Below are 12,157 nucleotides of genomic sequence, written 5' to 3'. Positions count from 1 at the left end.
GCCCTAACCCAGCGGGCGCCGCTCCAGGCGCCCGTCGTGCACGTGCACGACCTCGTTGCGGCACAGCGGCTGCCAGGACTCGGCGTCATCGCCCAGCGGCTCCGACGCGATCGCCCAGCCGCCTGGCTGGGGCTTGAGGTAGAGGCTGGGCGGTTTGTCGTCGCTGGCCCAGCGCACCGCCCAGAGCTGCTCGCCGTCGGCCAGCGCCGCCGAGAAGCGCAGCGGCGCCTTGATGCCGCGCACCTCCATCTCGTCCACCGTGTCCAGCAGCACCTGGCGCATCGCCGCCTCGACGGTGGCGCCGGCCGTCACGCGGGCCATGATCAGCAGGAAGAGCAGCTCCGAATCCGTCGCGCCGCGGCGCAGGTCGTAGAGCTCGTCGGGCAACTGGGCCTCCATGCCGCGACGCAGCCGCGAGAAGTCGCCGATCTGGCCGTTGTGGATGAAGAGGAAGCGCCCGAGGTGGAAGGGGTGGCAGTTCAGCCGCGACACGCCGCCGCCCGTGGCAGCCCGCACATGGGCCATGAAGAGATGCGAGCGCACGTTGGCGCACAGGGCCAGCAGGTTCTCGTCGCTCCAGGCCGGCATTACCTCGCGGTAGACGCCCGGCGTGTCGCGCTCGCCGTACCAGCCGATGCCGAAGCCGTCGCCGTTGGTGGCCGTCTTGGCCTCCGAGGCCTGCAGGCTCTGGCGCACCAGCGAATGGCGCGGCTTGCAGACCAAGTCCTCCAAAAAGATCGCGTCGCCCGAGTAGGCGAGAAAACGGCACATCGACAGATCTCCTTAGCTGCCCATCATGCCTCGCCTCGGGCCGAGCGCCGGCCCGCCTGCCGTGGCGTGCGGCCCGATGCCGCGCGCAGCGGCGTCCCCTCGGGGGACCGACCGGGCGCGCCCGCGTCCAGTGGCGCGGGCTTGGGCGAGGGGCTCAAAGTATGCTGGCCGCATGAGGCGCTTGCTGCAAGACTTTTCGCCGTCCACCGTCGTCGCCGGCTTCGTGGCGGTGCTGGTGGGCTACACCAGTTCGGTCGCCATCATCTTCCAGGCCACCGTGGCCCTCGGCGCCACACCGGCGCAGACGGCCTCCTGGCTTTGGGCGCTCGGCCTGGGCATGGGCCTGACCAGCCTGGCCTTGAGCCTTTGGACCCGCCAGCCGGTACTGACCGCCTGGTCCACGCCGGGCGCGGCCCTGCTGGCCTCCACCTCGGGCGTGGAGATGCCCGAGGCCATCGGCGCCTTCATCGTCTGCGGGCTGCTGATCGCCTGGGCCGGCGCCAGCGGCTGGTTCGAACGTCTGATGGACCGCATTCCCGTGGCCATCGCCTCGGCGCTGCTGGCCGGCGTGCTGGCGCGCTTCGGGCTTGACGCGGTCGGCAGTGTGAAGACCGCGCCGGGCCTCGTGCTGGCGATGGCTGCGGCCTTCCTGCTCGGGCGGCGCCTGTGGCCGCGCTATGCCGTGCCGGGCGTGCTCGTCGCCGGCATCGCCGTCGCGGTGGCGCAGGGGCGGCTCAGCTTCCTGGGCATCGACACATCGCAGGTCTTCGCGCTGCCGGTCTGGACGGCGCCCCATTTCACCTGGCATGCCGCCGTCGGCGTGGCGCTGCCCCTCTTCATCGTCACGATGGCCTCGCAGAACCTGCCCGGCGTCGCGGCCCAGCGTGCCAGCGGCTATGCAACGCCGGTGTCCGCTTCCATCGCCGTGACCGGCGCGGCCACCACGCTGCTGGCGCCCTTCGGCGGCTATGCCCTCAACCTCGCCGCCATCACGGCCGCCATCTGCATGGGCCGCGAGGCGCACGAAGACCCGGCGCGGCGCTACACGGCCAGCGTCGCCGCAGGGCTGTTCTATGTCCTCGTCGGCCTGGCCGGCGGTGCCGTGGCGATGGTGCTGGCGGCCTTCCCGCGCGAGCTCGTCGCGGCGATCGCCGGCCTGGCCCTGCTCGGCACCATCGCCGGCGCGCTGGCCACGGCGCTGAAGGACGAGGGCCACCGCGACGCGGCCATCCTGACCTTCCTGGTCTGCCTGTCCGGCATCAGCCTGTTCGGCATCGGCGCGGCCTTCTGGGGCGTCGTGGCGGGCGGAGTCGCGACCGTCGTGGTCGGCCTGCGGCGCCCTCAGCCCTAGGCAGGGCAGGGGCGGCGGCCCTGTGCAACACTGGCCGGATTGCATAGGCGCCCCATCATGAAGCTGCTCTTCGTTGCCGACCCCCTCGACACCTTCAAGACCTACAAGGATTCCACCTTCGCCATGATGCGCGAGGCCGCCCGGCGCGGCCACAGCCTCATCGCCTGCGAGGTGAACCAGCTCGTCTGGCAGCGCGGCGGTCGCGTGACGGCGCGGGCGGCGCGTCACATCCGGCTGACGGGCGACGCTCACGACTGGTTCCAGGTCGAGGCCACGGCCGATGTGGCGCTCGCCGATGTCGACGCCGTGCTGATGCGCAAGGACCCGCCCTTCGACTCCGAGTTCTTCTACGCCACCCACCTGCTCAGCCAGGCCGAGCGCGAGGGCGCCCGAGTCTTCAACAAGGCCAGCGCGCTGCGCGAGCACCCCGAGAAGCTCGCCATTCTCGAGTTTCCGCAGTTCATCTCGCCGACCCTCGTCACGCGTGACCCGGCCGAGATCCGCGCCTTCCACGCCGAGCAGCGCGACATCATCTTGAAGCCCCTGGACGGCATGGGCGGCATGGGCATCTTCCGCGTCAGGGACGACGGCCTCAACCTCGGCGCCATCATCGAGACGCTGAACAAGGACGGCGCGCAGACGGTCATGGTGCAGCGCTTCATTCCGGCCATCGCCGAGGGCGACAAGCGCATCCTCATCATCGGCGGCAAGCCGGTGCCGCACTGCCTGGCCCGCATCCCGCAGGGCGGCGAGGTGCGTGGCAACCTGGCGGCCGGCGGCAAGGGCGTGGCCCGCCCGCTCACCGCGCGCGATCGGGAGATCGCCGAATACCTCGGCCCCATCCTGGCCGCCCGCGGCCTGCTGCTGGTGGGCCTGGACGTCATCGGCGAGAACGTCACCGAGATCAACGTGACCAGCCCGACCTGCTTCCAGGAGATCACCGACCAGAGCGGCTTCGACGTGGCGAAGATGTTCGTCGACGCTCTGGAAGAGGCCCTGGCATGAAGCGTCGCGACTTTGCGGCCCTCGGTCTTGCCAGCCTCGGCCTGCCCGCACTGGCCAAGGACGACTCCTTCGTCGGCCTGATGAGCGACAGCTTCCTCGAAGCCCTGTGGAAACTTGATCCCGATGCCGCCGTCGCGGCCGGTCGTTTCGAGTTCGCCGGCCGCATGACGCTGCCCAGCGACGCCCAGCGCCAGCGCATGCGCGCTTTCCTGAAAGACAGGCTGAACGTCTTCGAATGCCTGCCGGCGGATCGCCTGACCACGAGCGATCGCATCGACTGCGCGCTGCTCACGGCCAAGATCAAGAGCGACCTCTGGCGGCTGGACGTGCTACGCGAATGGTCGTGGAACCCGGCCGAGCACAACCCCGCCGCGCCGCTGGACCTGCTGCTCAACACCGACTACGCGTCGCTGCCGGCACGGCTCAAGGCCCTCAGGCCGCGCATCGCCGCGCTGCCGGCCTACTACCGCGCGGCGCAGGCCAGCCTGGCTGGCGTCACGCGTGAGCACACCGAGCTGGCCATCCAGCAGGCGCCCGGCGTGCTGGGCGTGCTGGACGACATCGCCAAGCGCGCCGCCGAGGGCCGCGTGGATCTCGCCAAGCCGCTGGCCCAGGCCCGTGCCGCGGTGAACGGCTACGTCGCCCATCTGAAGCGCCTCAAGCCCGCGCGCAGCTTCCGCCTCGGCGCCGAGCTCTACGAGCCCAAGTTCGCGCACGACATCCAGTCCGCCCGCAGCGCCAGGGAAACCTACGAGCTGGCGCAGCAGCGCCGCGAGGAAGTGCTGGCCAGCATGCAGACCCAGGCCGCCGCGCTGTGGCCGACCGTCATCGGCAGCGAGACGCCGCCCGCTGACCGCTTCGCGCTGATCGGCCGCGTCATCGCCAAGCTCAGCGAGAGGCATGTGAAGCGCGAACGCTTCGTCGACGAGATCCGCGCCCAGATTCCCCAGCTCGAAGCCTGGGTGCGCGACCACGACCTGCTCAGCCAGGACGCCAGCAAGCCCCTGGCCGTGCGCGAGACGCCCGAGTACCAGCGCGGCGTGGCCGGTGCCAGCATCGAGGCGCCGGGCGTTTACCGCCCCCAGGACAAGACCTACTACAACGTCACGCCGCTGGACGACCTGACGCCCGAGCAGGCCGAGAGCAGCCTGCGCGAATACAACCACTGGATCCTGCAGATCCTCAACATCCACGAGGCCATCCCCGGGCACTACACCCAGCTCGTGCACGCCAACCGCGCACCGAGCAAAGTCAAGGCCCTGTTCGGCAACGGCGCGATGGTGGAAGGCTGGGCTGTGTACGGCGAGCGCATGATGATCGAGAGCGGCTATGGCGCCCAGAACGGGGAAGGCGCGGAGATGACGCTCATGTACGGCAAGTGGCATCTGCGCTCGGTCACCAACACCGTGCTCGACTACAGCGTCCATGTGCTGGGCATGGCCGAGGCCGACGCCATCGACCTGCTGGTGCGCCAGGCCTTCCAGACCGAACGCGAGGCCAGGGAAAAATGGCGCCGCGTGCAGCTCACCTCGGTACAGCTGACCAGCTACTTCAGCGGCTACAGCGAGATCTTCGCGTTGCGCGAGGCGCTCAAGTCACGCCCCGGCTTCAACCTCAAGGCCTTCCACGAGCAGTTCCTCAGCTACGGCAACGCGCCGGTGCGGCTGATCGCTGCGGAGATGCTCAAGGCCTGATCAGGGCCCGCGCGTGCGGTGGCCGGCGGCGGCCTTGTAGCTGTTGATCTCGCGCGCCACTTCGGCCGGGTCGATGACGTCGGCGAGATTGGCGAAGCCCTGCGGCGCCAGCGCCTCGACACGGTCCAGGATGGCGTCCAGCCCCTCGCGCCGGTTCATCTCGACGATGCGGGCGCACAGCGGGCGGCGTTCGTCCTCGTAGGCCGCGAGCGCCCTGTCCAGGTCCGCATGGTTGGACAGCGCTTCGGCCAGCGCCTGCGCGTCCATGATGGCCTGCGTCGCGCCGTTGGAGCCTATCGGGTACATCGGGTGCGCCGCATCGCCCAGCAGCGTCGTGGGCCCCAGCCGCCAGCATGGCAGCGGGTCGCGGTCCACCATGGGCCATTCCAGCATCTGCTCGGCGCGGGTGATGAGGCCGGGCACGTCCAGCCAGTCGAAGCGCCAGCCGCCGAAGGTGGGCAACAGGTCGTCGAGCCTGCCAGCGCGGCTCCAGTCGGCGCGGTCGGGGGCGGTCAGGCCGGGCACGGGCTCGCGCACGCGGCGGTCGGCAATCCAGTTGATCAACTGCAGGCCGTTGGCGCGCGGCGCGCTGATCGGGTAGACGACGAACTTGGCCTGGCTGTAGCCGGCCTGCACCATGGTGCGGCCGTCCAGGAAGGGCGGCGCCCAGGTCGTGCCGCGCCACATCATGACGCCGCGCCAGCAGGGCGCTCCCTCGTCGGGCGCGAGCCGGCGCCGCAGCGCGGAGTGGATGCCCTCGGCGCCGACGATGAGGTCGGCCGCCAGCTCGCGCGGGCCGTCGGGCGTCTCGATCAGCGCGACGTTGCCGTCGCGCACGCCAACGACGCGCTGGCCGCCCAGCACCGTGACCCGGGCCGAGGCCTCGCGCCACAGCCGCATCTGCAGCTCGCCGCGGTGGATGCTGAACTGCGGATGGCTGTAGCCGCCGTCCAGGCCGCGCGGGTCGCGGTAGATGGGCTGGCCGTGGCGGTTGGCGAACACCAGGGCCGAAGTCTCGACGGCCATCTCGCGCAGTGCCGGCAGCAGGCCCAGGCCCTCCAGAACACCCACCGCATGCGGCAGCAGGTTGATGCCCACGCCGAGCGGCCTGGGTTCGAGCACGGCTTCGAGCACGGTGACGCGATGGCCGCGCGCGTGCAGCGCGAGCGCCGCCGTCAACCCACCGATGCCGCCGCCTGCAATGATGATCTGCATCAACTCAGGGTATGCGAGATTGTTGCAGTAAGCAACCAAAACTAACCTGGATCGGTGACCAAGACCGACAGCCCCGATCCCGAAGGCCTGATGCTGCCCGTGCCGGGCGTGGACTACGGTCCGCTGGACGGCCTGCTGGGCTATGCGCTGCGCCGCGCGCAGAACGCCCTCTATCTCGACTTCTACCGGGCGACGGCCGAATGGGACGTCAGCCCGCAGCGCTTCGCGGCCCTGGTGCTGATCGCGCGCAACCCCGGCCTGCGCCAGGGCCTGCTGGGCCAGGCCATGGGCCTGCACCGCAGCGGCGCGCTGCGGCTGACCGACTGGCTCACCGCCAACGGCTGGGCCGAGCGTCGCGACGCGCCCGACGACGCCCGCGCCTGGGGCCTGTACCTGACGGCGGCCGGCAGGCGCCGGCTGGTCAAGCTGGAAGCAACCGTCGCGGCACATGACCGCGCCCTGATCGCCGCCCTGGGCGAGCAGGGTGCCACCCTCAAGGCCGGGCTGGAGCGCCTGGCCTGGGTGGCCACCGCACAGAGCACCGCCCCCGACAACAAGCCCAGGAGACCTCAGCCATGATCCAGCGTCGCCATGCCCTGTTAACCCTTGCCGCCTTGCCGCTCGCCGCGCGCGCCCAGGGCCAGCCGCCACGCGTTCTCGTCGGCTTCCCGGCCGGCGGCTCGGTGGACACCACCGCACGCCGCTTCGCCGAGTTCGCCCGCGGCAAGCTGGCCGAGACGGTCATCGTCGAGCAGAAGGTCGGCGCCGGCGGCCGCATCGCCATCGCCGGGCTGAAGGACGCCGCACCCGACGGCCAGACGCTGCTGATCAGCCCGTCGTCCATGTTCACCATCTACCCGCATGCCTACCGCAAGCTGGCCTATAACCCGGCGACCGATGCCATCCCCGTCGCGCCGCTGGCGCTTTCCACCTGCGGCTTCGGCGTTGGCCCCATGGTGCCGGCCACGGTGAAGACGCTGGCCCAGTTCGCCGACTGGGCCAAGGCCAACCCCGACAAGGCCGCCTACGCCTCGCCGGCCGCAGGTGCCATGCCGCACTTCCTGGGCAACCAGTTCGAGCATGCCTCCGGCCTCAAGCTCACACACGCGCCCTATCGCGGTGCCGCGCCGGGCATGCAGGACCTGATGGGCGGCCAGATCGCCTCGGGCTGCTTCTCCATCGGCGACTTCCTGCCCCATCTGCCCACCGGCCGCGTGCGCCTGCTGGGCGTGACCGACAAGGCCCGCTCGCGCTTCGCGCCCGACGTGCCCACCTTCGAGGAGCAGGGCTTCAAGGGCATCGTCGGCGTGGAGAGCTACGGCCTCTTCGTGCCGGCCAAGACACCGCAGGCCGTGGTCGACAAGCTGGCCGACATCGCCCGCGCCGCGGTGCGCGATCCGGCCGTCGTCGAGGCGCTGGCCAAGCTCGGCTTCGAGCCGCTGAACCTGCCGCCTTCCGACTACGCGAAGCGCCTGGCTTCGGAACGCGACTACTGGGGGCCGGTCGTCAAGGCCTCGGGCTTCTCCTCGGACGATTAGCATGCCGGCTCCACCACATGGAGCCTGAATGCCCTGGCGTCGACTGGCCCTTCACCTCGCGGCGGCCCTCGCTGTTGGCCTGACCCCGAGCGCCGCGAACGCGGCCACCGACACCGCTCGGCTGCGCACCCTGCTGGTCGAGCAGCAGTACGCGGCCGCGCGTGCGGACCTCGACGCGCTGCTTCGCGCCGGGCGGCCAGACGCCGCTGCGCGCGAGCTCATCTATCAATGGCTGTTCGCCCGCGACGATGGCGCCGCCATCGAGCGCCGCACGCGCGGCGCGTTGGCGGATGGCAGCGCCGAGGCCGTCGACCTGCTCGCCGCAGGGCGCCTGGCGCTGGACCGGCGCGACTTCGATCGCGCCAGGGCCTGCTTCGAGCGCGCGCTGGTGCTGGCCGCGCGGCCGGTCGACAAGGCCCAGGCGCTGCGCGGCCTGGGCCAGCGCCACTACCAGCTGCGCGAGTTCGACGCCTCGCTGGCCCGGCTCGAACAAGGCCTCGCGGCCGAGCGCACCGCCGATGGCCTGTCAGCCCTGGCGGACACGCTGATCCGCCTCGGCCGCACTGAGGACGCCATCGCCGCGGCCGAAGGCGCCGTCGCGCTGAACCCGCACCACGAGGCGGCGCACTACCTGCTCGGCAACGGCTATGTGCGCGAGAACTACAGCCAGCTCGCGGTCCGGCTGGGCGATGGCTTCGCGCCGCTGATGGTCGACGTGAGGCGCGCGTCCGACGCCTTCGAGCGGGGCGACTTCGACGCCGCCCTCGCGATCAGCTTCGCCGTGCTGCAGCGCTGTCCGCAGCTGGGCCGCGCGCACGCCATCGCGGCCAAGGCGCTGGAGTCGCAGCGCTTGCGGCTGGACGTGCACCGTGCCGACTACGAGCGCCGCTTCCAGGCCCTGCCCATGCCCGTGGTACCCGGCATCGAGCGCTATGTGCTGAACTGGAAAGACCTCTCGCCCCGCCACCGCAAGCGCGTGGCGCTGTCGGTCGCGCCGTGGAAGGCCTTCATCCCCGTGCTTGTGGAGGGCGGCGCGACGCACTTCATCAAGCCGATGTGGATGCGCCTGTCCGAGACGCCGCAGGCCCACGCGCTGAAGGACGCGCGCATCGACTACGACTCGCGGCTGTGGGACGACGTGCGCGGCATGGGCGGGCACTTCACCGTCACCGGCATCGAGGACGTCGAGCGCAGCATCTTCGACAAATACAACACCGTGCTGCACGAGCTGACGCACCAGGTCCACGGCGTGCTGACGGCCGACCAGGCCCGCGCCATCGAGGCGCTGTACCAGCAGGCCAAGGCGCGCGACGCGAAGACGCGCCAGGGCTTCCTGTCGCGCTATGCCGGCGGCTCGGTGTGGGAGTACTTCGCCGAGGCCGCCAATGCCGAGGCCTCGCCCCGGCGCGATGCGTTCGACGGCCGCGAGATCGTGCGCGAGCGGCTGATCCGGCTCGACCCCGCGCTGCGCGCCGCCGTCCGCGGCTTCTTCGCCCAGCGCGACACGCGCGCCAGCCTGCCGGTGGCCCTGGTCAATGCCGGCAACCAGAAGCTGGAGGACGGCCAGCTGGCCGCGGCCCGGCCGCTGTTCGCGCGCGCCTTGAAGCTCGCGCCCGGCGACGAGCGCGCGCTGACGGCGCAACTGAATGCGCTTGCCATAGAGGGCGACGGCGCCGCCATCGACGAGCTGGCGGCGCGGGCCCTGCCGGCCCACCCCGGCAGCGGCGCACTGCGCGTGGGCGTGGCCGACGCCCGCTGGCACGGCGGCCGACCGCTGGCCGCCGAGGTCGTGCCCGGCCTGGCCCGCGACGTGGATGCGCTGAAGGGCGAGGACCGCTTTCGCGTCGACCTTGCGCTGGCGGACCACCACCGCCGCCTCGGCGACACCGCTGCCGCGCTCGCGGCCTATGACGCCGTGCTGGCCTACCAGGGCGACCAGCCCGAGGCCTTGTGGGGCCGCGCCGCCACGCTGGCGCTGGCCGGCCGCTGGGACGAGGCCTTCACGCAGTACGAGGCCGTGCTGCGCCTGCGCACGGGCCTGGTGCCGCTGCGCCGCGACTACGCGCTGGACCTGCTGCGCGCCGGTCGCACCGAGCCCGCGCGGGCCCAGGTCAAGGAGGCACTGATCCTCGACCCCGCCGACCCCGACACCTTGGCACTCAAGGCCTGGCTGGCGCTGATCGACGGTGATGCCAACGCCGCACGCCGCGGCGCCGGCGAGGCCCTGGCGCTCGGGCCGTGGAGCGACCTGGCCCTCGTCGTGCAGGCCGCCGCGCTGCAGCAGCTGGGCCAGCCCGACGCCGCGCAGGCCGCGCTGGCGCCGCTGAAGCAGCGCATCGCGGCCGGTGCGCCGCCGCAATACGTCTACCGGCCGGAGAAGTCCGGCTGGTTCTCGGTGCACGAGCTGCCGGCCAGCGAGCGCCGCGTCATGGAGATGCTCGTCAAGTGAAGTTCTTCAAGCGGCTGGAGGCCGCCCACCTCAACGGCCTGAGCGTCGCACTGGGCGTGTCTGCCACGCACCTCGTCATCGGCGCGCTGTTCGGCGAGACGGCCGGCCTGGCCGCCGTGGGCGGCGCCGTCTGCGCCAGCCTGCCCGATCTGCCCAACCCGCCGCAGCGCGTGCTGCGCCGCGTGCTGCCGGCGGCCGGGGCGGCAGCCCTTGTGACGCTGCTGGTGGGCCTCGCGGACGGCTCGCTGGCGCTGACCGTGGCCCTGGTCGCCGTCGTCAGCTTCCTGTCGCTGATGACGCTGGCCTGGGGCCTGCGCGCCGGGCCGCTCTCCTTCACGCCGGTGCTGGCCATGGTCTTCGCGATGGCCTGGGACCGCACGGCCGGCGCGGCCACGCCCGTCGAGCATGCGCTGTGGGTGGGCCTGGGCGGCTGCGTCTATGCGGGCTGGGCGCGCGCCAGCGCGGTCGTGCTGCGCCACCGGCTGCGCGAGCTGGCGCTTGCCAGCGCACTGCGCGCCACCGAGCGCCGCGTGCGCTCGCGTGCGCAGCGCATCGCACTGGCGGTGAATGCCGACGAGGCCCGCATCCGCGCCTCCATCGCCGACGACGTTGTGCTGGCCGAAGCGCTGCAGGCCGCGCGCGATCAGGTCTTCGCTGCGCGCCGCTCGCCGCGCAGCCGCCGCCAGACCGACCTGGTGCTCGGGTTGATCGAGCTGCGCGATCTGCTGCTGGCCAGCCGGCTGGACACCGAGCTGCTGGGCCAGGATTTCCCGGGCCGCCGGTGGCGCGCGGCGTTGGCCGACACGCTGCGCCACCTGGCCGACACGCTGGCCGCGCTGGCCGACACGCTGGCCTACGGCACGCCGCTGCCCGAGGTGTCGGCTGACGCCTGGGCAAAGCAGCTGGCCGCCCGGCTGGCCGAGGTCGTTGCGCCGGCCGGCGACTCGCGCACCCACCTCGTGTCGGCGCTGCAGTCGCGCCTGGGGCACATGCTGGGCGACGTGGCTGCCATGGTGGCCCGCCAGGCGCGGCCCGATGAGCTGGACGATGCCGACAGCCCCTGGACACCCGAGCGCCTGGCGCCCTTTGTGTCGCCGGAGGGCTGGCCTTTTGCCGCGCTCAAGCCCCACCTGACGCTACAGTCCGGCGTCATGCGCCACGCGCTGCGCTCGGCGCTGGCCCTGTCGCTAGCCTACGCGCTGGGCGCCTTCCTGCCCTGGGCGGCCCACCCGTTCTGGCTGATGCTCAGCGTGGCCGTGGTGCTGCGCGGCAACCTTGAGCAGACGCTGTCGCGCCGCAACGAACGCATCATCGGCACCGTGCAGGGCTGCTTGCTGGTGCTGCTGCTGGCCCATGTGCATTGGGTGCCGTTGCTGAGCCTGTGCTTCATCGCGGCCGTGGGCACTGCCCATGCCTACGTCAACCGACGCTACCGCGTGGCCGCCACGGCCGCCACGCTGATGGCCCTGCTGCAGCCGCTGATGCTGGCGCCGGGTAGCGACCCGGCCATCGTCGAGCGCCTGGCCGACACCGTCATCGGCGCCGGCCTGGCCTGGCTGTTCAGCTTCGTGCTGCCGTCCTGGGAGCGCGCGGCCGTGCCGCGCTTGGCCGTGCAGCTGCGCGGCGCGCTGGCCCGGCATGCAGCCAACATGCTGCGCTGGATGCCGGGCGCCGACGAGCAGCTGGCCCAGCGCCTGAGCCGCCAGCAGGCCTACGCCGCCCTGGCGGCGCTCGCCGCCGCGGCCCAGCGCACGCGCGTGGAGCCGGAGAGCGTGCGCCTGCCCGAGGCGGTCATCGAGTCGGCGTTGAGCCACGGCTACCGGCTGATGGCCCTGCTGGGCGCCGTGCAGCACCAGGTGCAGCGCCGCACCGAGCGTCTGGACGCCGCCCAGGCCGAGCCCACGCTGGCGCAAACGCGCGAGGTCTGCGTCGCCGCGCTCAAGGGCGAGCCCGCCGCGGGCAGCGACGGCGCCGAGCTCCCCGACGCCGATGCCGGCGCCTGGCCCGAGCACCTCGGCCAGCAGGACCTGACGCCCTGGCTGCTGCGCCGCCTGCGGCTGTGCCGCCACGAGGCGCGCGAATTCGCCGCCGCGCTGAACCAACTTCAACCCTCTGCAGGAGAACCGAAATGAGC

Annotated in this window: 9 protein-coding genes; 7 read left to right on the top strand and 2 right to left on the bottom strand. The window is 72.1% G+C overall.

The genetic code is table 11. The features are described 5' to 3' along the window. Positions 1 to 3: 3 nt before the first annotated feature. Positions 4 to 771, bottom strand: coding sequence for a class II glutamine amidotransferase (locus tag AC07VX_RS10930; protein ID WP_493164752.1), 768 nt, complete (start codon positions 769 to 771; stop codon positions 4 to 6). Between the two features lie 172 nt (positions 772 to 943). Here AC07VX_RS10930 and AC07VX_RS10925 point away from each other — a divergent pair, with 172 nt between their 5' ends. The 3 genes from AC07VX_RS10925 to AC07VX_RS10915 are packed head-to-tail and all read left to right on the top strand — an operon-like array spanning position 944 to position 4,821. Next, positions 944 to 2,122: a benzoate/H(+) symporter BenE family transporter gene (locus tag AC07VX_RS10925; protein WP_493164751.1), complete on the top strand. Its 1,179-nt coding sequence runs from the start codon at positions 944 to 946 to the stop codon at positions 2,120 to 2,122. A gap of 57 nt (positions 2,123 to 2,179) precedes the next feature. Beyond that, a complete protein-coding gene (gene gshB / locus AC07VX_RS10920; RefSeq protein WP_493164750.1) occupies positions 2,180 to 3,127 on the top strand; it encodes a glutathione synthase in 948 nt (315 codons plus the stop codon). Then, positions 3,124 to 4,821 (top strand): DUF885 domain-containing protein, encoded by a 1,698-nt coding sequence (locus AC07VX_RS10915; protein ID WP_493164749.1) that lies wholly within the window; start codon positions 3,124 to 3,126, stop codon positions 4,819 to 4,821. The genes gshB and AC07VX_RS10915 overlap by 4 nt, the downstream gene beginning before the upstream one ends. Here AC07VX_RS10915 and AC07VX_RS10910 read toward each other — a convergent pair whose 3' ends face one another. Continuing rightward, positions 4,822 to 6,036 carry a flavin-dependent oxidoreductase gene (locus AC07VX_RS10910; RefSeq protein WP_493164748.1) on the bottom strand — a complete coding sequence of 405 codons (1,215 nt, stop codon included), beginning with the start codon at positions 6,034 to 6,036 and terminating at the stop codon, positions 4,822 to 4,824. It abuts the gene before it with no gap. Positions 6,037 to 6,090: 54 nt separating this feature from the next. Between AC07VX_RS10910 and AC07VX_RS10905 the strand changes: the two genes are divergently transcribed. Genes AC07VX_RS10905 through AC07VX_RS10890 form a run of 4 tightly spaced genes read left to right on the top strand, consistent with a single transcriptional unit; the run spans position 6,091 to position 12,155 of the window. After that, positions 6,091 to 6,615, top strand: a complete 525-nt coding sequence (locus AC07VX_RS10905; RefSeq protein WP_493164747.1) for a MarR family winged helix-turn-helix transcriptional regulator — start codon at positions 6,091 to 6,093, stop codon at positions 6,613 to 6,615. Further along, positions 6,612 to 7,574 carry a Bug family tripartite tricarboxylate transporter substrate binding protein gene (locus AC07VX_RS10900; protein WP_493164746.1) on the top strand — a complete coding sequence of 321 codons (963 nt, stop codon included), beginning with the start codon at positions 6,612 to 6,614 and terminating at the stop codon, positions 7,572 to 7,574. Before AC07VX_RS10905 ends, AC07VX_RS10900 begins: the two co-directional genes overlap by 4 nt. A gap of 28 nt (positions 7,575 to 7,602) precedes the next feature. Then, entirely contained in the window at positions 7,603 to 10,023 is a 2,421-nt protein-coding gene (locus tag AC07VX_RS10895; RefSeq protein WP_493164745.1) for a tetratricopeptide repeat protein, read from the top strand. Next, the gene (locus tag AC07VX_RS10890) at positions 10,020 to 12,155 is read left to right on the top strand and encodes an FUSC family protein (protein WP_493164744.1); all 2,136 of its coding nucleotides are present in this window, start codon (positions 10,020 to 10,022) and stop codon (positions 12,153 to 12,155) included. The genes AC07VX_RS10895 and AC07VX_RS10890 overlap by 4 nt, the downstream gene beginning before the upstream one ends. The last annotated feature ends 2 nt before the right edge of the window (positions 12,156 to 12,157 follow it).

It is taken from the genome of Roseateles sp. GW821-FHT03B02 (genome assembly GCF_059421025.1).
Note: the sequence above shows the minus strand (reverse complement) of the source record. Positions and strands in the feature narration are given on the sequence as shown.

Excerpts from the sequence above, each read along its gene's own strand:
- AC07VX_RS10930 (WP_493164752.1), bottom strand. The coding sequence starts at position 771 with ATGTGCCGTTTTCTCGCCTACTCGGGCGACGCGATCTTTTTGGAGGAC.
- AC07VX_RS10925 (WP_493164751.1), top strand. The coding sequence starts at position 944 with ATGAGGCGCTTGCTGCAAGACTTTTCGCCGTCCACCGTCGTCGCCGGC.
- gshB (WP_493164750.1), top strand. The coding sequence starts at position 2,180 with ATGAAGCTGCTCTTCGTTGCCGACCCCCTCGACACCTTCAAGACCTAC.
- AC07VX_RS10915 (WP_493164749.1), top strand. The coding sequence starts at position 3,124 with ATGAAGCGTCGCGACTTTGCGGCCCTCGGTCTTGCCAGCCTCGGCCTG.
- AC07VX_RS10910 (WP_493164748.1), bottom strand. The coding sequence starts at position 6,036 with ATGCAGATCATCATTGCAGGCGGCGGCATCGGTGGGTTGACGGCGGCG.
- AC07VX_RS10900 (WP_493164746.1), top strand. The coding sequence starts at position 6,612 with ATGATCCAGCGTCGCCATGCCCTGTTAACCCTTGCCGCCTTGCCGCTC.
- AC07VX_RS10895 (WP_493164745.1), top strand. The coding sequence starts at position 7,603 with ATGCCCTGGCGTCGACTGGCCCTTCACCTCGCGGCGGCCCTCGCTGTT.